This is a genomic window from Microbacterium sp. LWO13-1.2 (genome assembly GCF_038397725.1).
In the GTDB taxonomy this organism is placed as follows: Bacteria; Actinomycetota; Actinomycetes; order Actinomycetales; family Microbacteriaceae; genus Microbacterium.
In genome coordinates this window covers 3,987,195-4,008,377 of the sequence record NZ_CP151634.1, presented here as the reverse complement: position 1 = coordinate 4,008,377, position 21,183 = coordinate 3,987,195, and the positions used below count along the sequence as shown (strand labels likewise).

The 21,183-nt window shown below is 67.6% G+C and carries 22 protein-coding genes; 15 read left to right on the top strand and 7 right to left on the bottom strand.

Features of this window, described 5'->3' with window-relative positions; all coding sequences use genetic code 11:
* Positions 1-511, bottom strand: a 511-nt coding sequence (locus MRBLWO13_RS19135) for a hypothetical protein (RefSeq protein ID WP_341975683.1), incomplete at its 3' end; no start/stop codon positions are given.
* A 230-nt stretch (positions 512-741) separates the two neighbouring features.
* On the bottom strand, positions 742-1,485 hold the full coding sequence (locus MRBLWO13_RS19130) for a low molecular weight phosphatase family protein (RefSeq protein WP_341975682.1): 744 nt from the start codon (positions 1,483-1,485) through the stop codon (positions 742-744).
* A 40-nt stretch (positions 1,486-1,525) separates the two neighbouring features.
* Here MRBLWO13_RS19130 and coaA point away from each other — a divergent pair, with 40 nt between their 5' ends.
* The 10 genes from coaA (at position 1,526) to MRBLWO13_RS19080 (ending at position 10,612) form a co-directional block, all read left to right on the top strand.
* Positions 1,526-2,479 (top strand): type I pantothenate kinase, encoded by a 954-nt coding sequence (gene coaA, locus MRBLWO13_RS19125; protein WP_341975681.1) that lies wholly within the window; start codon positions 1,526-1,528, stop codon positions 2,477-2,479.
* Between the two features lie 78 nt (positions 2,480-2,557).
* On the top strand, positions 2,558-4,405 hold the full coding sequence (gene glmS / locus MRBLWO13_RS19120) for a glutamine--fructose-6-phosphate transaminase (isomerizing) (RefSeq protein WP_341975680.1): 1,848 nt from the start codon (positions 2,558-2,560) through the stop codon (positions 4,403-4,405).
* Positions 4,406-4,553: 148 nt separating this feature from the next.
* Entirely contained in the window at positions 4,554-4,913 is a 360-nt protein-coding gene (locus MRBLWO13_RS19115) for a holo-ACP synthase (RefSeq protein WP_341975678.1), read from the top strand.
* Positions 4,910-6,016: an alanine racemase gene (alr, locus tag MRBLWO13_RS19110; RefSeq protein WP_341975677.1), complete on the top strand. Its 1,107-nt coding sequence runs from the start codon at positions 4,910-4,912 to the stop codon at positions 6,014-6,016. Before MRBLWO13_RS19115 ends, alr begins: the two co-directional genes overlap by 4 nt.
* A complete protein-coding gene (gene tsaE / locus MRBLWO13_RS19105) occupies positions 6,013-6,495 on the top strand; it encodes a tRNA (adenosine(37)-N6)-threonylcarbamoyltransferase complex ATPase subunit type 1 TsaE (RefSeq protein WP_341975676.1) in 483 nt (160 codons plus the stop codon). The genes alr and tsaE overlap by 4 nt, the downstream gene beginning before the upstream one ends.
* Before the next feature lie 136 nt (positions 6,496-6,631).
* The gene (gene tsaB, locus MRBLWO13_RS19100) at positions 6,632-7,255 is read left to right on the top strand and encodes a tRNA (adenosine(37)-N6)-threonylcarbamoyltransferase complex dimerization subunit type 1 TsaB (RefSeq protein WP_341975675.1); all 624 of its coding nucleotides are present in this window, start codon (positions 6,632-6,634) and stop codon (positions 7,253-7,255) included.
* Positions 7,252-7,752, top strand: coding sequence for a ribosomal protein S18-alanine N-acetyltransferase (gene rimI / locus MRBLWO13_RS19095; protein WP_341975674.1), 501 nt, complete (start codon positions 7,252-7,254; stop codon positions 7,750-7,752). The genes tsaB and rimI overlap by 4 nt, the downstream gene beginning before the upstream one ends.
* Positions 7,749-8,825 (top strand): tRNA (adenosine(37)-N6)-threonylcarbamoyltransferase complex transferase subunit TsaD, encoded by a 1,077-nt coding sequence (gene tsaD / locus MRBLWO13_RS19090; RefSeq protein ID WP_341975673.1) that lies wholly within the window; start codon positions 7,749-7,751, stop codon positions 8,823-8,825. Before rimI ends, tsaD begins: the two co-directional genes overlap by 4 nt.
* The gene (locus MRBLWO13_RS19085; RefSeq protein ID WP_341975672.1) at positions 8,822-9,358 is read left to right on the top strand and encodes a hypothetical protein; all 537 of its coding nucleotides are present in this window, start codon (positions 8,822-8,824) and stop codon (positions 9,356-9,358) included. Before tsaD ends, MRBLWO13_RS19085 begins: the two co-directional genes overlap by 4 nt.
* Positions 9,359-9,361: 3 nt before the next feature.
* A complete protein-coding gene (locus tag MRBLWO13_RS19080; protein ID WP_341975671.1) occupies positions 9,362-10,612 on the top strand; it encodes a hypothetical protein in 1,251 nt (416 codons plus the stop codon).
* Positions 10,613-10,627: 15 nt separating this feature from the next.
* Here MRBLWO13_RS19080 and MRBLWO13_RS19075 read toward each other — a convergent pair whose 3' ends face one another.
* Positions 10,628-11,824 carry a class I SAM-dependent methyltransferase gene (locus MRBLWO13_RS19075; protein ID WP_341975670.1) on the bottom strand — a complete coding sequence of 399 codons (1,197 nt, stop codon included), beginning with the start codon at positions 11,822-11,824 and terminating at the stop codon, positions 10,628-10,630.
* A gap of 181 nt (positions 11,825-12,005) precedes the next feature.
* Between MRBLWO13_RS19075 and groES the strand changes: the two genes are divergently transcribed.
* From groES to MRBLWO13_RS19060, 3 genes are all read left to right on the top strand, one after another.
* Positions 12,006-12,302 carry a co-chaperone GroES gene (gene groES, locus MRBLWO13_RS19070; protein WP_341975669.1) on the top strand — a complete coding sequence of 99 codons (297 nt, stop codon included), beginning with the start codon at positions 12,006-12,008 and terminating at the stop codon, positions 12,300-12,302.
* Between the two features lie 97 nt (positions 12,303-12,399).
* Positions 12,400-13,332 carry an EamA family transporter RarD gene (rarD, locus tag MRBLWO13_RS19065; protein ID WP_341975667.1) on the top strand — a complete coding sequence of 311 codons (933 nt, stop codon included), beginning with the start codon at positions 12,400-12,402 and terminating at the stop codon, positions 13,330-13,332.
* A gap of 144 nt (positions 13,333-13,476) precedes the next feature.
* A complete protein-coding gene (locus MRBLWO13_RS19060) occupies positions 13,477-14,745 on the top strand; it encodes an ABC transporter substrate-binding protein (protein ID WP_341975666.1) in 1,269 nt (422 codons plus the stop codon).
* Between the two features lie 126 nt (positions 14,746-14,871).
* On the opposite strand, the gene MRBLWO13_RS19055 is transcribed toward MRBLWO13_RS19060, so the two are convergent.
* The 4 genes from MRBLWO13_RS19055 to MRBLWO13_RS19040 are packed head-to-tail and all read right to left on the bottom strand — an operon-like array spanning position 14,872 to position 18,852.
* Entirely contained in the window at positions 14,872-15,606 is a 735-nt protein-coding gene (locus tag MRBLWO13_RS19055) for an ABC transporter ATP-binding protein (protein WP_341975665.1), read from the bottom strand.
* On the bottom strand, positions 15,603-16,613 hold the full coding sequence (locus MRBLWO13_RS19050) for an ATP-binding cassette domain-containing protein (RefSeq protein WP_341978509.1): 1,011 nt from the start codon (positions 16,611-16,613) through the stop codon (positions 15,603-15,605). The genes MRBLWO13_RS19055 and MRBLWO13_RS19050 overlap by 4 nt, the downstream gene beginning before the upstream one ends.
* A 31-nt stretch (positions 16,614-16,644) precedes the next feature.
* Positions 16,645-17,622, bottom strand: a complete 978-nt coding sequence (locus tag MRBLWO13_RS19045) for a branched-chain amino acid ABC transporter permease (protein ID WP_341975664.1) — start codon at positions 17,620-17,622, stop codon at positions 16,645-16,647.
* A gap of 3 nt (positions 17,623-17,625) precedes the next feature.
* Positions 17,626-18,852, bottom strand: a complete 1,227-nt coding sequence (locus MRBLWO13_RS19040) for a branched-chain amino acid ABC transporter permease (RefSeq protein ID WP_341978507.1) — start codon at positions 18,850-18,852, stop codon at positions 17,626-17,628.
* Between the two features lie 340 nt (positions 18,853-19,192).
* Between MRBLWO13_RS19040 and guaB the strand changes: the two genes are divergently transcribed.
* Positions 19,193-20,695, top strand: a complete 1,503-nt coding sequence (gene guaB, locus MRBLWO13_RS19035) for an IMP dehydrogenase (protein WP_341975663.1) — start codon at positions 19,193-19,195, stop codon at positions 20,693-20,695.
* A gap of 75 nt (positions 20,696-20,770) precedes the next feature.
* Positions 20,771-21,085, top strand: coding sequence for a DUF2277 domain-containing protein (locus MRBLWO13_RS19030; protein ID WP_341975662.1), 315 nt, complete (start codon positions 20,771-20,773; stop codon positions 21,083-21,085).
* The last annotated feature ends 98 nt before the right edge of the window (positions 21,086-21,183 follow it).

Sequence of the window (21,183 nt, the reverse complement as noted above, 5' to 3'; positions counted from 1 at the left end):
CCTGGCTGAGCTGTACGGCAGTGAACGTGGCGTCCTCTCGCCGCGCCATCATCACCGACCGTGCCCGTTCGATGAGCGGTGCCGCGGCCACCGTGAGGTTGTCCGAGGAATGCCGCTCCAGCAGGGCGCCGAAGGCCATTTCTACGAGCAAACGCTCGATCGCGTAGCGTGCCACCCCCGAGGAGTCCTGCACGGCGCCGGCGAGAGAGGTCGCGAAGGCGCTCACAGCTGTGAGAAGGGGAGAGTCCGGGAGCGCTGACGGCTTCGCCGAAGACGCGTTCGCGAGCTCCGCGACGGCATCCGGCGGCAGCCACACGGCGATCAGATCGGCCGGTTCACTCCACACGATCGTGGCCGAGGTCACCGGTGGGAGGAAGAGAGCTCTTGTCGGAACGGCGGACGGAGTCGATATGGTCTGACCCTCGGCGGCGATGATGAGCGCCGCGTATGCCGAAGAACCTTCCGGCGGCATCCATGTCCACTCGCCCGGAAGCGGGCGCAACCGACTCACGCACACCGACCGGAAGACACGACTGGACACCAGTCCGCTGCGATGGGCGTCCTGTCCCAAGTGCGTCTGAAGAAGGTGCGACGGGTTCAGTGTGGCCATTTCGGGGAGGAGGTCGGCGGGCGGCTGCTCCGCCGAGGGCGGAGCGGTCAGTTGTCATCGTCAGAGTACAACCACGCGGGCACGCCGGAGGCGCGTTGCGCCCCATCGAACACGCGCGTGCGGCGCGGTCGTCAGGCGGTGGCCAGCCGAACGACGCGCTCGACCTCGACGAGAGCCGGAAACAGCTCCCTCGCGGACTGCTGGTACACCTCGGAATCGCGTCGGTACGGGTCGATCACGTCGTCGGCCGAGGATGCCGAACCCGACAGGCCCCGTCGATGGGAGATCGCCGTGACTGCGGCCCCGAGGCGGGCGCGCGGAGTGCTCCCGACATCCGCAGCGCGGCGGACGTCGTCATCCGACAGGCTCACAGCCAGTCGCGCGAACTCACGCACGGGGAAAACCCGGTGCAGACGGCTGGGCGTGAGCTGCACCGCGATGCCGCGATGCTCCCGGGTCATCGTCAGCACGAGGTCCGCCTCGAGCAGCATCCGCTCGGTCAGCAGTCGCGCCTGGTGGTGCAGCGCCTCTTGCTCGCGGGCGCCGCCCTGAACCGCCAGCTCACGCGCCTGCGCCGTCATCCCGTGGTCGACCAGAGCATGCGTGCCGGCACTCGACACGGCGATGCCGAGCTCGCGCAGGGATGCACGGAGCATCACCTCGGCAAGCGGAGAGCGGCAGATGTTGCCGGTGCAGACGGTGAGAATCGACGGCGTGCCTTCACGGTCGTGCTCGTCCTCGGGCGCGGGGTCGAACAGCGAAGACAGGGGGGATCGTGTCGCAGCCTCGGCGTCGGGTGACGCCGCTGCCAGCGATCTTCTTCGCTCACGACGCGTCATCCCCAGTCGCGCCGCCTCGCGATCAGAAGCGTGCATAGGCACAGCCTAGGACTTCCTGGCCGAACGCGCCGATACGATGTATCCCGTGACCACCGTCGACCCGACTCTGCCGCTGTCCCCATACCGGGAGATCGGGCGAGCGGAGTGGGCCCGGCTCGCAGCCGACATCGATCAGCCGCTGTCCGAGACCGAGGTGGTCGAGATCCGCGGCATCGGCGATCGGCTGTCACTCGACGAGGTGCGCGAGGTGTATCTGCCGCTCAGTCGACTGCTCAGTCTCTACGCCACCTCGACGAAACGGCTCGGAGCGGCGACCAGTGCGTTCCTGCAGGAGGAAGACGCCACGACCCCGTTCGTCGTCGCCGTCGCCGGATCCGTCGCGGTCGGCAAATCCACGATCGCCCGCCTGCTGCGCGAATTGATGAGCCGCTGGCCGGGCACGCCGCGCGTCGAACTCGTCACCACCGACGGTTTCCTCCACCCGAACGCCGAGCTCGAGCGGCGCGGACTGATGGAGCGCAAGGGGTTCCCTGAGTCGTACGATCGGCGCGCGCTCATCGATTTCCTCACCGAGGTCAAGAGCGGTGCGCCCGAGGTGCGCGCGCCGTTCTACTCGCACATGCGCTACGACATCGTGCCGGATGCACACGTCGTCGTGCGCCGCCCCGATGTCGTCATCGTCGAAGGGCTCAACGTGCTCTCGCCGCCACCGGCGCCGAACGACGTCGCCGTCAGCGACCTCTTCGACTTCTCGATCTACGTCGATGCGGACACCTCGCATATCGAGAAGTGGTACGTCGATCGCTTCCTGGCCCTGCGCCAGGGGGCGTTCAGCAACCCGTCCTCGTACTTCAATGTGTTCGCGCACCTCACCGATGACGAGGCGATCACGACAGCGCTGGGCTACTGGAACGAGATCAACATGCCCAACCTCGTCGAGAACGTGCTTCCGACGAAGCACCGGGCACGGCTCGTGCTGAACAAGGGCGCCGATCACGACGTCGAGAGCGTGCTGCTCCGCAAACTCTGATCCGCCGGCCAGCCGAGCGATCTCGGCATCCCGGTTCGTTCAGAACCCTCGCAAAAAGTCGCGCTTATTCTTGAACCCATGTGTGGAATCGTCGGATACGTGGGCCCGCGGCCCAGCCAGGACATCCTTATCGCCGGCCTCGCCCGTCTGGAGTACCGCGGCTATGACTCCGCCGGTGTCGCCATCATCGACGGCGACGGCACGCTAGGGATGCGCAAGAAGGCCGGCAAGCTCAGCATGCTGCGTGAATCGCTCGCCGACGCGCCTCTCGGTGACGGCACGACGGGCATCGGACACACCCGCTGGGCGACGCACGGTGGACCCACCGACGTCAACGCCCACCCCCACCTCGCTGACGACGACAAGCTCGCCGTCATCCACAACGGCATCATCGAGAACTTCTCGGCGCTCCGTGACGAGCTGCTCGCCGACGGCGTTTCCTTCCGCAGCGAGACCGACACCGAGGTCGCTGCGGCCCTGCTCGGCCGGGAGTACGCCTCGAACGGCGGAGACCTCGAACTCTCCTTCCGCAACGTCGTGAACCGCCTCGAAGGCGCCTTCACGCTCCTCGCGATGCATCAGGACAAGCCGGGCCTCGTCGTCGGTGCTCGTCGCAACTCGCCGCTGGTCATCGGCCTCGGCGAGGGTGAGAACTTCCTCGGCTCCGACGTCGCCGCCTTCGTCGAGCACACGCGCAAGGCGCTGGCGATCGGCCAGGACCAGATCGTGTCGATCACGCCGTCCGCCGTCACGGTGACCGACTTCGCCGGCACCCCCGTCGAGGCCGAGCCTTTCGATGTGTCCTGGGATGCCGCAGCTGCCGAGAAGGGCGGATGGTCGTCGTTCATGGCCAAGGAGGTCGCGGAACAGCCCGAGGCCGTGGCGAACACGATCCGCGGACGCATCCAGGGCGACCAGGTCGTCATTCCGGAACTCGATGGGCTCGATGACCTGTTCATCGGCATCAACCGCATCATCATCACGGCGTGCGGCACGGCATCCTATGCCGCCCTGGTCGGCAAGTACGCGATCGAGCAGTGGGCCCGCGTCGCGGTCGATGTCGAGCTCGCCCACGAGTTCCGCTACCGCGACCCGGTGATCGGCGACGACACTCTCGTGATCTCGATCAGCCAGTCCGGCGAGACCATGGACACGCTGATGGCAGTGAAGTACGCGCGTGAGCGCGGCGCTCGCACGCTGTCCGTCTGCAACACGCAGGGCGCGACGATCCCGCGCGAGTCGGACGCCGTGGTCTACACCCACGCCGGCCCCGAGGTCGCCGTCGCCTCCACCAAGGCGTTCTCCGCACAGATCACCGCGCTGCTGCTGCTCGGCCTGCACATGGGTCGCGTGCGCGGAACCATCGCGGATGCCTCGACCGACGTCGCCGAGCTCCTCGCGCTTCCGGACAAGATCGCACGCGTGCTCGAGCAGGAGCAGGAGCACGTCACGCAGCTCGCCGGCTGGATGGCCGACACGCGTTCGGTGCTGTTCCTCGGCCGCCACGTGGGCTTCCCGATCGCGCTTGAGGGCGCGCTCAAGCTCAAGGAGATCTCGTACATCCACGCCGAGGGCTTCGCCGCCGGTGAGCTCAAGCACGGGCCGATCGCGCTCATCGAGCCCGGTCAGCCGGTGTTCGTGCTGGTACCGTCGCCGCGGCACTCGGCACTCGTGCACGCGAAGGTCGTCTCGAACATCCAGGAGATCCGCGCCCGCGGCGCTCGGGTGATCGTGATCGCCGAGGAGGGCGACGCCGCCGTGCTGCCGTTCGCCGACGAGGTCATCCACATCCCGCTGGCGGGTCCGATGTTCGAGCCGCTGCTCGCCGTCGTGCCGCTGCAGATCTTCGCCATGGCGCTGGCCACAGCCAAGGGCCTCGACGTCGACCAGCCCCGCAACCTCGCGAAGTCCGTCACGGTCGAGTAGGTCGCGGCGTTTTCGCCTTCCGTCGTCGAGACCCACACTTCTCGTCGAGACCCACGCGTATCGACACATTTTCGTGTGGGTCTCGGCAGCAGATGTGGGTCTCGGCGGACAGGCCGGGTCAAGAACGCGCCACGGGTAGGCTGAACGGGTGATCATCGGGACCGGTATCGACCTCGTCGACATCCCGCGGTTCGAGCGGACTCTCGAGCGCACGCCGAAGCTCTTGCAGAGGCTGTTTGCGCCCAGCGAACAAGGCCTGCGGCTGCCCTCGCTCGCCGCCCGCTATGCCGCGAAGGAAGCCCTCATCAAGGCGCTCGGCGGGTCGGACGGCGTGCACTGGACCGAGATCGAGATCGCATCCGAAGCCTCAGGCAAGCCGCATTTCGTGCTCAGCGGTACGACGGCCGAGGTCGTCGTGGCGCGCGGCATCCTCCATCTCCACCTCACCATGTCGCACGACGCCGGCCTCGCCACCGCGTTCGTCGTCGCCGAAGGAGACCCACTGTGACTGTGCCGTTCCGTGAGGCGACGATCGATCTCGATGCGATCGCCGACAACACCCGCCATTTCCGCCGCCTCACCGGCGTCGAGGTCATCGCCGTCGTCAAGGCGAACGCGTACGGGCACGGTGCGGCGGCTACAGCTGTCGCGGCGCTCGCGGCCGGCGCCACCAGGATCGGCGTGGCGCAGATCCCGGAGGCCCTGGAGCTGCGCCGGCAGGGCGTGCACGCGCCGATCATCGCGTGGCTGCACGCCCCGGGAGAGCGGTTCGAACAGGCTGCTGCCGAGCGCATCGAGGTGGGCATCTCCTCGTTCGACCAGCTCGAGGCTGCCGCCGCGGCCGCGCACGTCGATGAGCCGGTCGCGGTGCATCTCAAGCTCGAGACCGGTCTGTCCCGCAACGGGATCGCTCCCGCCGACTGGGGGCGCGTGCTCGCCGAGGCTGCGCGACTGGAACGGATCGGCCGGCTGCGCATCGTGGGGCTCTTCAGCCACCTCTCGAACACCTCGCTCGACGACGATCGCGCCGCTCTCGAGAAGTTCGAGGAGGGGGTGGCCGCCGCGGCGGCCTTCGGCATCCGACCGGAACTCCGGCACATCGCAGCGACCGCCGCGGCCATCGATCGTCCGGAGATGAGGCTCGATGCCGTCCGGATCGGCATCGGGATCTACGGCCTGTCGCCGTTCGAGGATCGCACGTCGGCCGAGCTGGGCCTCCGGCCAGCGATGACCTTGCGCGGGGCCGTGGCAGCGGTGCGCCGGGTGCCGGCCGGAACCGGGGTGTCCTACGGCTACGCGCACCGCACTGAGCGGGACACGACCCTCGCGCTCATCCCGTTCGGCTATGCGGATGGCATTCCGCGCCAAGCCTCGGGCAAGGCGCACGTCGCGATCTCTGGTCGCCGCTTCGCGAACGTCGGACGCATCGCGATGGACCAGTTCGTCATCGACGTCGGCGATACCGTCATCTCGGTCGGTGACGAAGTGGTGCTGTTCGGTGATCCGACGCTGGGCGTGCCATCGGCAGCCGAATGGGCGGATGCCGCAGACACCATCAACTACGAGATCGTCACCCGCATCGGCCCGCGGGTGCCGAGGCGTACGTCGTGAGCATCGATCCGGCTTTTCTCGGGCGCCGAACCATCGCCACGGTGGAGGACATGGAGCAGCTCGGATTTCGCATCGGCGAGCAGCTGCAGGCCGGCGACCTGCTGATCCTCACCGGTCCACTCGGGGCGGGCAAGACGACGTTCACCCGCGGGCTCGCCGAGGGTCTCGGCGTGCGCGGGCCGGTGCAGAGCCCGACGTTCGTGATCGCACGGACGCATCCCTCGCTGGTCGGTCGGGCGCCTCTCGTGCACGTCGACGCGTATCGGCTGGGTTCGGCATCCGAGCTCGACGACCTCGACCTCGACGTCGCCCGGTCGGTCGTCGTGATCGAGTGGGGGCGGGGCATGGCAGAGGAACTCGTCGAGGCCTGGTGGGACATCGAACTGGAGCGCCCGGTCGGCGCCGGCGACGCCCTCGCCGACGAGGATCTCGATGCCGACGCTCCGCGGGTCGTCACGATCGCGCGCGTCGAACGCTGAGGGCGCGGCGGGCAGACTCCGAGCGGGCACCGGTTCACAACTCAGGAAGAACGTCGCGATATCGTCCGATCCGGACGATGGTGACGTTCACACCGGGCAGATCTCCGGAGTTATGAACGCCGACTACCCTGGAAGGGTGATCCTCGCCGTCGATACCTCCCTGGGCACGGCCGTCGCGCTCATCGATGCAGACGGCCGGCTGCGAGCGGAAGCAGCGACCGCCGACCCGCTCGGGCATGCCGAGGTCATCGGGGACCTGCTCCAGAACGTCCTCGATGAGGCGGACGCCGGCGACATCACCCACGTCGTCGCGGGGATGGGCCCCGGGCCGTTCACCGGTCTCCGCATCGGCATCGCCGCTGCCCGCGCATTCGCGCTCGGCCGAGCGATCCCGATCATTCCGGTTCCCAGTCACTTCGCCGCCGCGCTCACCGCCATCGACACGGATGCCGTGACCGGCGCTTTCGCGATCGTCACGGACGCGCGCCGCAGAGAGGTCGCGATCACTGTGTTCGACGGGAAGGACGACGACGGCGTTCCGCGCGTCGTGGCCGAAACGATCCTGCTTCCGCGCATCGACGCCGACACGCATCTGGGCGGCATCCGCCGGATCGATGTCGACGCGCTCTCCGCCGCCGATCTCGCCCGTGTCGGCGCGAACGCGAACGCCGCCGGCCGTGCGCTCGCCGACGCTGAGCCGTTGTATCTGCGAGCCCCTGACGTGAAGCTCCCCGGCGCCCTGAAGCGGGTCGGATCATGACGCTCCGCGCGGCTGGTCCGGCTGATCTGGCCGCGATCATGGGGATCGAGAACCGCTCGTTCCCCGGCGACGCGTGGAGCACCGAGACCATGGCGGCCGAGCTCGCGAGCCCGCATGGCGTCTACCTCGTCGATGAGGCGGACGGCGACGTCATCGGCTACGGCGGCATCCGCGCCCTCCCGGGCGGGGCGGATGCCGACATCCAGACGATCGCATACGACGCCGAGCATCGCGGTGGCGGGCGAGGCCGCGCGCTGCTGCGTGCGCTGCTCGCCGAGGCCGTGGCGCGCGGTGCCCGCGAGATGTTCCTCGAGGTCAGGGCGGACAACCCGGCGGCTGAGGGGCTCTACCGCTCCGAGGGATTTCTGGAGATCGGACGACGCCCGCACTACTACCAGCCCGATGACGTCGACGCGATCGTGATGCGGCTCGATCTGCGTGCCTCGAAAAGCGCAGGGGCCCAGGAGCCGGATGCCGTGAAGGAGACCCGCACATGAGCGGACCGCTGGTGCTCGGCATCGAGACGAGCTGCGACGAGACCGGGATCGGGATCGTCCGCGGACGCACGCTGCTGACGAACACGATCGCCTCCAGCATGGATGAGCATGCCCGCTACGGCGGCGTCGTGCCGGAAGTCGCGGCACGCGCGCACCTCGAGGCGCTGCAGCCGTCGATCGAGAAGGCTCTGAGCGAAGCCGGGGTGCGACTCGAAGATCTCGATGCCGTCGCCGTCACCAGCGGCCCCGGGCTCGCCGGCGCACTCATGGTCGGTGTCGGCGCGGCGAAGGGTCTCGCAGTGTCGCTCGGCAAGCCGCTATACGCGGTGAATCACCTGGTCGGGCACATCGCCGCCGACATCCTGACTGCGGATTCCGAACCGCTCGAGTACCCGACGATCGCGCTTCTCGTCTCCGGCGGACACACGTCGCTCCTGCACGTGCGCGATCTCACCAGCGACGTCGAGCTGCTCGGCGAGACGATGGACGACGCAGCGGGGGAGGCCTTCGACAAGGTCGCTCGACTGCTGTCTCTCCCGTACCCGGGCGGGCCGGAGATCGACCGGGCTGCGGCGTCCGGTGACCCGAACGCCATCAGGTTCCCTCGTGGCCTCTCGCGCGCATCCGACATGGCGAAGCACCGCTACGACTTCTCGTTCTCCGGGCTGAAGACCGCGGTGGCGCGCTGGGTCGAGCGCTGTGAGGCCGACGGCGTCGAGGTGCCGGTGGCAGACGTGGCGGCGAGTTTCCGCGAGGCGGTCGTCGACGTGCTGGTGACGAAGGCGCTTGCCGCGTGCGTCGACCTCGGCGTGCCGCGGCTGCTGCTCGGCGGCGGGGTCATCGCCAATCGACGGCTTCGCGAGGTCGCCCTGGCCCGCGCAGAGGTCGCGGGCGTCACCGTGAGGATTCCGCCGCTGTCCCTGTGCACCGACAACGGCGCGATGATCGCGGCGCTCGCCGCGGAGTTGATCTCCTCGGGTCGACGGCCGTCGACGCTGGCCTTCGGGGCCGACTCGACTCTGCCGGTCACCGAGATCCAGGTGGCCGAGACGGTGGAGGAGGTGCCCGCATGACCGATGCACCGCGCACGGCGGGGACCGACGGCATCGACGCGTCGAAGCGAGCGGCGTCGACCGATGGCGCCATCGCGGATCCGCTGCACACGAGCATCGATCGCCCGAGCGGCGAGGTCGAACGACCGGCGGGCCTGGCGAAGATCCCGGGGGCCCGAGGGGACGGATACACGCGGCTGCCCACGGGGCCGGTCGGCATCGAACCGGTGGTCGCGAGCGGGCCGGACCCGGACGCCGTTGGAGCGCCGGCGGCCGAATGGGAGCCGACGGGCACCGACGGCACGGAGATCGAAGACACGCGTCTGGCACCGTGGGCGCTGCTCGCCGCGATCGTCGCGCTCGGCACCTCGTTCTTCGTCGGCTGGGGCATTCCCGTCGCGATCGTCGCCGTGATCGCGGCGATCATGTCGCTGCGCCGCCCGGTCGAGAGCCGAGCCATCGCACGATGGGCGCTCGTGCTCGGCCTGTGCGCGATGGTGTACAGCCTGGGCTGGCTGGTCTGGGCTGGTATGCAGTTCGAGAGACTCGGATAGCGGATGCTCAGCGCCGACGAACTCGTGGAACTCCGCGCGTTGCAGGCGCGGGCATACGGGCGCGAAGGCGGCCTCTCCGACGCGGATGCCGAGCGGATGCGGCAGCTCGAGCTCCAGCGAATGCCGGCGTCGAGTGCGGATCAGGGCGTTTCGTCTCGCTCCGCTCGCTCAACGGTCGGGGAAGCGACCCTCATGGACCGGGCTTCTTCGTCGGTCGTTGAGCGAGGAGCGCAGCGACGAGACGAAACGCCTGCACCGGCGTCGACAGCGGATCAGCGCGTTTCGACTCGCTTCGCTCGCTCAACGACCGGGGATGGGGCGGATGGCTCAACGACCGAGGTGGCGCCAGAGGACTCTTCGAGCCGCGGCACGCTGCGTCGGTTCTGGCGCCAGCTGGCCGCCGTCGCCGCGGCGCTTCTCCTCCTCGGCCTCGCAGCCGGGTGGGCGATCTTTGGGCAGCGCCCGGAGGTGATCGCGCTGACCGACGACGAGGTGCAGCGCCGGGTCGAGCTTTATGACAAAGGCAACTACGACGAGGGGTCAGTACGCGCGATCGCGCGGGACGAGGAAGCACTCGTCTGGTACGCCAGCAGGAACGACGGCGATTTCGCGTGCATCGTGCTCGACGTCGGGGAGCTCTCGGGGCTCGACTGCCGTCCGGTGGCCGACGTCGCGGCGCACGGCGCAAACGTGTACCTGACGCTCGAGGAATCCGACCCTGACCCGGAAACCGGGGCATATGAGAGCACGGGTGTCGGTGCGACGCTGCTGTACTCCGTTGACGACGAGCCGATGGTCGCGATCCAGCGCTGGACGAACTCGGGAAGCTGGCTCGATCAGTTCGATGAAAGTCGGCACCCGCGCGTCGAGGAGCTCATCGCGCAAGGCTACGACGTGTCGATGCTCAACGAGGCCGGGAGCTTCGAGGGTCGACCGGTGTGGCTGGCGCATCGCGCCGAGAACGACGAGCGCTGTCTGATCGTGGACCGCGAATCGTCCAGCGCGGAGGCCTGCCTTCCGTCGGCGCAGGCACTGGAGGATGGTCTCTCGCTGACGATCGCCGATGTGGACGCGGCGAGAGGTATCTCGAAGAGCTGGACCTTCGACGTGCTCTTCACGAAATGGCAGACCCCGTACCTCACGATCACCGCTGATGCGGGCGAACTGTTCACCGTCAAGCCGGGCGACCGGGTCGAGGTGGGCGGCGAGCACGGCGACCCGATCGAGGTCGGCACCGACGTTCCGCAGGGGTGACCTCCTCGGGGCGCGCTATTCCGCGTGCACTCGATCGGCGAGGATCGCGATACGCCGACTGCCGATCCGAGTGAGGACCAGCGTCGCCGACTCGTCCCCGCGCAACGTCAGCTTCTTCCGGAAGGCGGCAGGGTCGATGTCCATGCCCCGCTTCTTGATCTCCAGCGTGCCGATGCTGTTCGCCTTGAGCACGGCGTTGATCGCTTTCGGGTTTGCCGGCATCGTCTCGCGCACGCGGAACGACTGCACGAACGGGCTCGTCAGAGCAGCATCCGACGTGAGGTAGGCGATGTGCTCGTCGAGCATGCCGGCTTCCAGACTCCGCGCCACGTCGCCGATGAGACGCGCACGGATCACCGCGCCGTCGGGTTCGTGCAGGTACGCGCCGAGTTCCCGGACCGGGGCGTCCTCGGCATCCGCACCGGCGGTGAGTTCATACGAGTGGTCGCCACGGATCACCAGCGCCGCCCTGCGTACCTCGTTCCGGGCGAGCACGCCCGTCCACAGCACCAGCTCCACGACGCTGCCGTCGACGCTGACCCATTGCGCTTCGGCATCCGCCGGCAGGGCGTCACGGTCGTGTCCTGGGCCGAGCTTGATCCCGGTCGGAACGCGCGATGCCAGTTCGAATGCCCAGTCCAGCGAGGGGGAGTAATCGGATGCCGTGACGCGTCGCGTCTCGCTGTGGCCCGAAGTGCGTCGTGCCGGGTCCATCCAGACGGCGTCCACCCCGCTGAGGTCGGCCGATTCGGCGGTGCCGTGCTGCACGCTCACATCGCCGGCGAAGGGGGCGAGGTTGTACGCCGCGATCGCGGATGTGACCTCGTCGGCATCGACGGCGTGCACACGGAGTCCCGCGCCGGCGAAGGCGAGGGCGTCGCCGCCGATGCCGCATCCCAGGTCTGCGACGCTCGTGATGCCGGCACCGCGCATGCGCTGGGCGTGCCTGGCGGCCACGCCGAGGCGGGTCGCCTGTTCGAGTCCAGCGCGGGTGAACAGCATCCGATCGGCGAAGTCGCCGAATTTCGACTTCGCCCGAGCCCGCAGACTCACCTGTCCGACCACGGCGGTGACGAGCTCAGGGGAGTGGCCAGCTGCGCGCATCCGTGAGACCGTGCGGGTGACGTCGGACAGCGACTCGAGCGGCTCGGTGCCGTCGAGAAGCGACAGACCTTCGGCGGTGAGCAGGGTGCGCAGCTCGGACATCTCCACCACGCCAGCCTATGCGGCCGAGCGTTTCGTCTCGGTCCGCTCTCTCGACGATCGGCAGGACCGAGGGCTGGCACTCGCATTGCATGAGTGCCAATGGACCGCATACACTGGGATTAGCACTCTCGGGTTGAGAGTGCGAACAAGTCTTTCGTGTCAGCGTCAAGGAAAGAAGAGGTAGACCGTGTCGGTTTCCATCAAGCCGCTCGAGGACCGCATCGTCATCCAGCAGGTCGAGGCCGAGCAGACCACCGCGAGTGGCCTGGTCATCCCCGACACTGCCAAGGAGAAGCCCCAGGAGGGCGAGGTCGTGGCCGTTGGCCCCGGCCGCATCGACGACAACGGCAACCGTGTTCCGATCGATGTCGCCGTCGGCGACCGCGTGCTCTACAGCAAGTACGGCGGCACCGAGGTGAAGTTCGGCGTGGACGAGTACCTCGTGCTCTCCGCCCGTGACGTCCTCGCGGTCGTCGTTCGCTGAGCCAGCGCAGTTCTCGAAGGGCCCGGATGCATCCGCATCCGGGCCCTTCTGCGTCCCCGTCGGCCTCCGGGTCGTCTGCCGGGCATAGGGTTGTGCAGTGAGTCCAGACCCGTCCACCCGTGAGAGCCGCGCCTCCGGGGCCATGTACGCGGGCGGGGCCTACCTGCTGTGGGGCGTGCTGCCCCTCTACTTCCTGCTGCTGGCGCCCACCGGAGCTTGGGAGGTCGTCGCCTGGCGCGTGCTGCTCTCCTTCGTGTTCTGTCTGGTGCTGCTGACGATCACCCGGGGCTGGGGTGCGTTCCGCGCGATCGTCCGGCAGCCGAAGCTGCTGGGCTGGACGGCGCTCGCCGGTCTGCTCATCTACGTCAACTGGCAGGTGTTCCTCATCGGAACCCTCAGCGATCGCATCGTCGAGACGAGCCTCGGGTACTTCATCAACCCGATCACCACCGTGCTGCTCGGCGTCTTCGTGCTGCACGAGCGCATCAGACGCCTGCAGTGGGCCGCGATCGGCATCGCCGCTGCGGCGGTCGCCGTGATCGTCATCGGGTACGGGGAATTCCCGTGGATCGCGCTTTCGCTCACCGCGTCGTTCGGCGTCTACGGACTCATCAAGAAGAAGATCGGTCCGGCGGTGGACGCCGTCAGCGGCCTGACCCTGGAATCGTTCTGGCTCATCCCCATCGCCGTCGTTCAGCTCATCGTCGTCGCGCAGACCTCCGGAATCACGATGGGCACGAACGGCGGATGGCACGCCCTGCTGCTCGCCTTCGCGGGAGTCGTCACCGCGGTGCCGCTGCTGATGTTCGCGGCGGGTACCCGCCGGGTCAACCTGACCGTGATCGGGATGATCCAGTTCATCACTCCGATCATGCAGTTCGTGATCGGTGTCGCGTTCCTGCACGAGCCGATGCCGCCTGAGCGGTGGGCCGGATTCATCATCGTGTGGGTCGCGATCGCGGTCTTCGTCGTCGACCTGCTGCTCGCCGCGCGTCGTGGCCGACGGACGGACCCCGCCGAGCTCATCTGAATCCGAGGCGCATCGAGGTAGACACGGAGTCCCGGATCGTTAACGCACCGAAACACTTGCGTCTCCATCTCGCTGTGATCACGCTCTAGGGTTAGAGCACTCGATCGTGGTCATACTCCACGTTCAGACACGCAAGGGAGCATCATGAACGCACTGAAGGGCTCGCGCACAGCGAAGGTCTTCGCGGGGATCGCGCTGCTCAGCGCATCCGCAATCGTTATCGCCGGCTGCAGCAGCCCGACGACCGACAAGCCGTCCGACGAGGGCGGGAACAAGCCAGCGGCAGACCTGACGCTGAAGCTCGGCTCGCTGCTGCCGCAGACCGGCGCCCTGTCCTTCCTCGGCCCGCCGATGCAGGCAGGCTCCCAGCTGGCGGTCGCAGAGGTCAACGACGCCAAGGCCGGGGTCACCATCGACCTGACCGCTGCGGACGAGGGCGACACCGACACCAAGGCATACGAGACGTCGATCGCGCAGCTGCAGAGCGAAGGCGTCGCCGCTGTCGTCGGCGCCGCGTCGTCGGCCGTTTCCAAGCTGATCCTGGACGGCAACATCAGCTCCGGGATCATCACGATCTCGCCGTCCAACACTTCTCCGGACTTCACCGCGTGGGACGACAACGGTCTCTACTTCCGCACCGCCCCCAGCGACCTGCTGCAGGGTGAGGTGCTCGGAAACCTGATCGCCGAAGACGGCCACAAGACGCTGGGCATCATCTACCAGAACAACGCCTACGGCACCGGACTCTTCGACGCGATCTCCTCGACGTTCGAAGGCACCGGCGGCGAGATCGTGGCCGAGGCTGCGTTCAACATCGGCGACGCGCAGTTCGACGCTCAGGTGTCGACGATCATGGCGGCCAAGCCCGACGCGATCGCCGTCGTCTCGTACGACGAGTTCAAGACGATCGCTCCGCTGCTCGTGAACGCGGGCGCTGACCCGAAGAGCTTCTACCTCGTCGACGGCAACCTCTCCAACAGCTACGCGACGGACCTTCCCGCCGTGAAGCTCGAGGGCGCCAAGGGCACCAAGCCCGGACCCGCCCTGGAAGACGACTTCACTGATCGTCTTCAGGAACTGTGGACCGGTGAGGGCAACCCCGAGATCGAGGACGAGACCTACGCGGCCGAGGCGTACGACGCAGTGATCCTGCTCGCGCTGGCTTCGCTCGCGGCGGGCTCGACCGAGGGCGTCGACATCGCAGCCAAGATGCAGGAAGTCTCCGGTGGCTCCGGCGATGGCGAGAAGTGCACCAGCTTCGCCGAGTGCGCCGAGATCATCAACGGAGGCGGCACGGCCGACTACGACGGCTACTCCGGTGACGTCACGTTCGACGAGAACGGCGACCCGAAGGGTGCCGCGATCGGCGTCTTCGAGTACGGCGCAGACAACACCTACTCGCGGATCAACTGATCGAACCGCAGTGTGAAGGCCCCGGATGCTGGCATCCGGGGCCTTCCTCGTGCCGAGAGCGCGGATGGGAACGGACATGCAGAAGGGGGTGGATGCCGTGGCATCCACCCCCTTCTGTGAGACGTCTCAGGCCGCGTCGGTGCCCAGGGTACCCAGGTAGAGGCCGATGACCTTCGGGTCGTTCAGCAGCTCGCGACCGGTGCCCTCGTAGGCGTCCTTGCCCTGATCGAGCACGTAGCCGCGATCACAGATCTGCAGGCAGCGTCGCGCGTTCTGCTCGACCATGATGGTCGTGACGCCCGCCTTGTTGATGTCGGAGACGCGGATGAACGCATCATCCTGCCGCACCGGCGAGAGTCCTGCCGAGGGCTCGTCCAGCAGCAGGACGGACGGATCCATCATCAGTGCGCGCGACATCGCCACCATCTGACGCTCGCCGCCCGACAGCGATCCGGCGCGTTGCTTGAGGCGCGTACCCAGCTCCGCGAAGATGCTGGAGACGAACTCCAGCCGCTCCGCGTAGATCTTGGGGTTCTGGTACAACCCCATCTGCAGGTTCTCCTCGATCGTGAGCGACGGGAAGACGTTGTTCGTCTGCGGAACGAACGCCACACCGCGCTTGACGAGCTTGTCGGCCTTCAGCCCGACGATGCTCTCGCCGTTCAAGGTGACCTCACCGGAGCGCACGTTCACGAGTCCGAACATCGCCTTGAGCAGGGTCGACTTGCCGGCCCCGTTCGGTCCGATGATGCCGATCAGCTCGCCCTTGCGGGCGACGAGGTTCGCCCCGTTGAGGATGTTGACACCGGGGAGGTACCCGGCGTGGACATCCTTCATCTCCACGACGATGTCGTCGCTCATGCCTTCTCCTCATCGGTCGCAGTCGGTCGGGTCGGCTCGGCCGCGGTCGCTTCGGCCGGGCCATGAGCCGATGGCTGCTCGCCGGCCAGCTCGGCCTGCGCCTCGGCCTCGATCTCGCGGCGCAGACGTTCGGCCGCCGCGGATTCGATGACGGGGATCCTGCCCGTGACCGCGCCCAGATCGAGATCCTGGTGAGCGCCGAGATACGCATCGACGACGGCAGGATCTTCCATGACCTCGTCGGGTGGCCCTTCAGCCACGACGCGTCCCTCTGCCATCACGACGACCCAGTCGGCGATGTGGCGGACCATGTGCATGTCGTGCTCGACGAAGAGCACGGTCATGCCCTGCTCCTTGAGATCGAGGATGTGCTCGAGCAGCGACTGGGTGAGGGCCGGGTTGACGCCGGCCATCGGCTCGTCGAGCATGACGAGATTCGGGTCGCTCATCAGCGCCCGGGCCATCTCGAGGAGCTTGCGCTGCCCACCGGAGAGCGACGCGGCGAAGTCCTTCTCCTTGGCGTCGAGCTTGAAGCGGGCGAGCAGGTCGCGCGCCTTGGCTTCGATCTCGGTGTCCTGCTTGCGCCAGATGAACGGCAGCAGACTCGTCCAGAAGCCCTCGCCGCGCTGGTGCGGGGCGCCGAGCTTCATGTTCTCCAGCACGGTCAGCAGCGACAGCGACTTGGTCAGCTGGAAGGTGCGTACCTGTCCCATTCGCGCGACCTTGAACGAGGGGATGCCGGCGAGATTCTTGCCGTCGAACGACCACGTTCCTGTGTTGGGCTTGTCGAAGCCGCAGAGCAGGTTGAACAGCGTCGTCTTGCCGGCGCCGTTGGGCCCGATCAGTGCGGTGATCGCGCCGCGGGGGATCTCGACGTGGTCGACGTCCACCGCCGTGAGGCCGCCGAAGCGGCGCTGGATGCCGTCGGCGATCAGAATCGGGTCGACCTTGGCGACGCCGGGTGCGGCTGGCCCCTTGGCGAGGCCGGTCGCCTTGGGGCGACGGATGCTTCCGGTCGACGGTGCGGCCGGGGTCTGGTCACTTGACAAAGGTCATCTCCCTCTTGTCTCCGAGGATGCCCTGCGGGCGGAAGATCACCAGCAGCATGAGGGCGACACCGACCAGCACGAAGCGGATCGTGCCCGCCTGGCTGTCGGACATCGGCAGCAGCCCCGCCGCAGCCATGTCGGGCAGCAGGTTGCCGAGGAACGCGAAGACGAGCCAGAAGAGCACCGCGCCGAGGGTCGGACCGAAGACGGTGGCCGCGCCGCCGAGCAGCAGGATCGTCCACAGGAAGAAGGTGAGCGACGTGGTGTAGCTGCTGGGGACGACCGCCGAGGGGAGGGCGAACACGATGCCTCCGGCCGCTCCGATCATGCCGCCGACGACGAGCGCCTGCATCTTGTAGGCGAAGACGTTCTTTCCCAGCGAGCGGACGGCGTCCTCGTCTTCGCGGATGCCCTTGAGTACGCGGCCCCACGGGCTGCGCATCAGCATCCAGACCAGCAGGACGGCGACGCCGAGCAGGATCAGGCCGAACACGCGGTTCCACAGATCACCCTCGTTGTACGTCCACGGGCCGAATCCGTATGTCCCGGGCGGGAACGGGTTCGCGTCACGGAAACCCGAGTGGTACCCGGCCAGGCCGTCGGCCGAGTTCGTCCATTCGTCGAACACCTGGGTGGTGAACAGAAGACGGACGATCTCACCGGCGGCGATCGTCGCGATGGCGAGATAGTCGGCTCTCAGACGCAGCGTGGGGATGCCGAGGAGGACGGCGAAGAGCGCACCGCCCAGCAGCCCGATGATCATGCCGAACCACCAGGGGAGCCCGAACGAGAGAACGGAGATCGCGTAGCCGTAGCCGCCGACCGCCATGAACGCCGCCATGCCGAAGTTGAGCAGACCTGCGTATCCGAAGTGCACGGCGAGGCCGGTCGCGGCCAGTGCGTAGGCGATCGTGACAGGGCTGAACAGGTACGCGGCTGTATTGCCGAAGATGCTTCCGAAGTCCATGCGTCAGCCCAGCCTTTCCCTGCGTCCGAGCAGCCCTTGCGGTCTCACCAAGAGGATGAGGATGAGCACCACCAGAGCGCTCGCGTATTTCAAGTCGGAGGGGATCCAGAGCGTCGAGACCTCAACGGCCATCCCGACGATCAGAGATCCGAGGAGGGCGCCGAAGGCAGTGCCGAGGCCGCCGAGAGTGATCGCAGCGAAGATCAGGAGCAGCATCTGCATGCCCATGTCCCACTTCACACCGGGGCGGAAATAGGCCCAGAGCACACCGGAGATCGCGGCGAGCACACCCGCGAGGATCCAGACGGTGCGGATGACCCGATCGACGTCGATGCCGGACGCCGCCGCGAGCTGGGGGTTGTCCGAGATGGCCCTGGTCGCCTTTCCGACCCGCGTGCGGGTGAGGAAGTAGGCGACGAAGAGGATGACGACGATGCTCAGGCCCATCGAGACGAGGTCGATGTAGGACAGCGAGACCGGTCCGAACTGGATGGGGGTGGGGCTCGCGCCCGGCAGCTGCATGGTGCCGCCGCCGATGACGAACTGGAATGCGTAGCGCAGGGCGAGAGACAGGCCGATGCTCACGATCATGAGCTGAACGACGCCGAGGCCGCGATGGCGCAGCGGGCGCCAGATTCCGGCATCCAGCGCCCAGCCGAACAGCCCGCCGCCGATGACCGCGGCGATGAGTCCGAGCCAGAGCGGAAGGTGCCAGAACGAGGTGAACAGCAGCGCCACCAGGCCGCCCCAGGTGACCATCTCCGCGTGGGCGAAGTTCGACAACCGCGTGGTGCCGTAGATGAGCGCCGCGCCCATGGAGGCCAGCGCGAGAAGAAGACCGAAGTTCAGCCCGCCGACGAGACGCGACAGCAGCTGGTCGATGAACGACGTCGTCTCGCGCACCCCCTCGCCGAGGAACAGGTTCACGATCTTCGTGCCGGTGAGGCCGAACTCGACCTTCTGCGAGGCCGAGTCGCCCTCGACGATCACGCCGTCGGGAAGTGTCGACTCATCGAGGCTGAGCGTGTACTCCTCTTTCTCCGGCACGTACAGACGCCATTTGCCTTCGGCGTCAGTCTCGGTCTCGCCCTTGAAACCGTTGCCTTCGATCGTCATGGCGACGCCTTCGACAGGTTCGTCGTCGAAGGTGATCACCCCGGCGAAGTAGAAGTCGGTGATCTCCTGGCCGTCATCGGTGGTGTCGGCTGATGCGGGTGCCGGTGGCTGCATCAAGATCGCGCTCAGCGCGATCAGAATTCCGAGGAACGCGACCAATATGGTTCGCGTTCGCCGGACGGCGATCGTTGTGGGTCCCACGCAACCTCCACTGTGAGTGCTGTCTCTGCGGCATCGGGTATGCGCCGCATCGATGGACGACGCACTTGAGCGTAGTGCGCGATTCGCGAATCTCCTACCTCCGGGGCCGGGCGAGGGCTCGTGACGCCGCTCAGGGAATGTTCTCGGGCGTGTCTCGCTTAGAATCTGCATAGGGGTTTCGGCCCGCACCGGCCGACGTCGACCGCCCCGTACACGTACTCGGATTCGCGCCACGCGCGCAGGAGGAGCTTCCATGGACCAGCCCGACCCCTTCGGCTTCGTCGGATTGACCTATGACGACGTGCTGCTCCTGCCGGGGCACACCGACGTCATCCCCAGCGAGGCGGACACTTCCTCGCGGGTCACCCGCCGCATCTCGGTCGCCACACCGCTGCTCTCCAGCGCGATGGACACCGTCACCGAGGCGCGCATGGCGATCGCGATGGCCCGTGAAGGCGGCATCGGCATCCTGCACCGCAACCTCTCGATCGCCGACCAGGCGTCGCAGGTCGACCGGGTCAAGCGCAGCGAATCGGGCATGATCACCGACCCGATCACAACGAACCCGGACGCCACCGTCGAAGAGGTCGACGCCCTGTGCGCGCAGTACCGTATCTCCGGCCTCCCCGTCGTCGACGCCGATGGGCGTCTGCTCGGAATCATCACGAACCGCGACATGCGTTTCGTCTCTGGCTTCGAGCGCCAGACCACGTTCGTGAAGGACGTGATGACCTCGGAGAACCTCGTGACCGCGAAGGTCGGCGTCGCCGCCGGCGAGGTCATCGCGCTGTTCGCGAAGCACCGGGTCGAGAAGCTGCCGCTCATCGACGAGAACGGCAAGCTCGCCGGACTCATCACCATCAAGGACTTCGACAAGAGCGAGAAGTACCCGCTCGCCACCAAGGACGACCAGGGCCGACTGCGTGTCGGAGCGGCGATCGGCTTCTTCGGCGACGCGTGGGAGCGCGCCGAGGCGCTGCGCGATGCCGGCGTCGACGTGCTCGTGGTCGACACCGCGAACGGGCAGTCCCAGGGCGTCATCGATCTCGTCCGCCGGCTGAAGGCCGACGAGTCGTTCGCCCACATCGACATCATCGGCGGCAATGTCGCAACCCGTGAGGGCGCGCAGGCGCTGATCGACGCGGGTGTGGATGCCGTCAAGGTCGGCGTCGGCCCCGGATCGATCTGCACCACCCGCGTCGTGGCCGGCGTCGGCGTGCCGCAGGTCACCGCCGTGTACGAGGCATCGCTCGCGGCGCGCCCAGCGGGCATCCCGGTGATCGCCGACGGAGGCCTGCAGTACTCCGGCGACATCGCCAAGGCGCTCGTCGCCGGTGCTGACGCGGTGATGCTCGGCTCGCTTCTCGCCGGCACCGACGAGTCGCCGGGCGAGATCGTCTTCCAGTCGGGCAAGCAGTTCAAGCAGTACCGCGGCATGGGATCGCTCGGTGCGATGCAGACCCGTGGCAAGCAGACGTCGTACTCGAAGGACCGTTACTTCCAGGCCGACGTCCCCAACGACGACAAGCTCATCCCCGAGGGCATCGAGGGGCAGGTGCCGTACCGTGGCCCGCTGGGCGCCGTCGCGTACCAGCTCGTCGGCGGACTCCGGCAGTCGATGTTCTACGTCGGGGCTCGCACGATCGAGGAGCTCAAGCAGCGTGGCAAGTTCGTGCGCATCACGGCGGCAGGACTCAAGGAGTCCCACCCGCACGACGTGCAGATCGTCGTCGAGGCGCCCAACTACAAGAAGTAGGGCTCGACGAACGGGGGCGGATGCTGCGGCATCCGCCCCCTTTCGCGTGTCCGGGGTTCGGCGTACCGTGCCGGTATGTGCCGAAACATCGTCCCGCTGAACAATCTGGAGCCCGCCGCGACCGACGAGGAGTGCGATGACGCGGCCTTGCAGTTCGTGCGCAAGATCGCCGGAACCACCAGCCCTTCGCGGGCCAATCAGGAGACGTTCGACAGAGCCGTCGCCGAGATCGCACAGGCGACCCGTCGCCTCCTCGACGGCCTCGTCACCTCCGCTCCGCCGAAGAATCGCGAAGACGAAGCGGCCAAGCGCCAGGCGCGTTCTGCCGACCGTTACGAGGCCATCCGCGTCTTTCAGCAGGAGAAACGGGCTGCTCGCGCTGCGTCCTAGACGACGAGCGTATGACGGCCCGCGACGTGGGATGACGGTCTGCAACGCACGATGACGGTCGGTGACAGTGCCCCCGTCGAAGACGGGCCGCGCTCGTT

Bases quoted from the DNA above. Each gene is read 5' to 3' on its own strand.
- MRBLWO13_RS19130 (WP_341975682.1), bottom strand. From the start codon at position 1,485: ATGCACGCTTCTGATCGCGAGGCGGCGCGACTGGGGATGACGCGTCGT.
- coaA (WP_341975681.1), top strand. From the start codon at position 1,526: ATGTATCCCGTGACCACCGTCGACCCGACTCTGCCGCTGTCCCCATAC.
- glmS (WP_341975680.1), top strand. From the start codon at position 2,558: ATGTGTGGAATCGTCGGATACGTGGGCCCGCGGCCCAGCCAGGACATC.
- rimI (WP_341975674.1), top strand. From the start codon at position 7,252: ATGACGCTCCGCGCGGCTGGTCCGGCTGATCTGGCCGCGATCATGGGG.
- tsaD (WP_341975673.1), top strand. From the start codon at position 7,749: ATGAGCGGACCGCTGGTGCTCGGCATCGAGACGAGCTGCGACGAGACC.
- MRBLWO13_RS19085 (WP_341975672.1), top strand. From the start codon at position 8,822: ATGACCGATGCACCGCGCACGGCGGGGACCGACGGCATCGACGCGTCG.
- MRBLWO13_RS19080 (WP_341975671.1), top strand. From the start codon at position 9,362: ATGCTCAGCGCCGACGAACTCGTGGAACTCCGCGCGTTGCAGGCGCGG.
- MRBLWO13_RS19060 (WP_341975666.1), top strand. From the start codon at position 13,477: ATGAACGCACTGAAGGGCTCGCGCACAGCGAAGGTCTTCGCGGGGATC.
- MRBLWO13_RS19055 (WP_341975665.1), bottom strand. From the start codon at position 15,606: ATGAGCGACGACATCGTCGTGGAGATGAAGGATGTCCACGCCGGGTAC.
- MRBLWO13_RS19045 (WP_341975664.1), bottom strand. From the start codon at position 17,622: ATGGACTTCGGAAGCATCTTCGGCAATACAGCCGCGTACCTGTTCAGC.
- MRBLWO13_RS19040 (WP_341978507.1), bottom strand. From the start codon at position 18,852: ATGCAGCCACCGGCACCCGCATCAGCCGACACCACCGATGACGGCCAG.
- guaB (WP_341975663.1), top strand. From the start codon at position 19,193: ATGGACCAGCCCGACCCCTTCGGCTTCGTCGGATTGACCTATGACGAC.
- MRBLWO13_RS19030 (WP_341975662.1), top strand. From the start codon at position 20,771: ATGTGCCGAAACATCGTCCCGCTGAACAATCTGGAGCCCGCCGCGACC.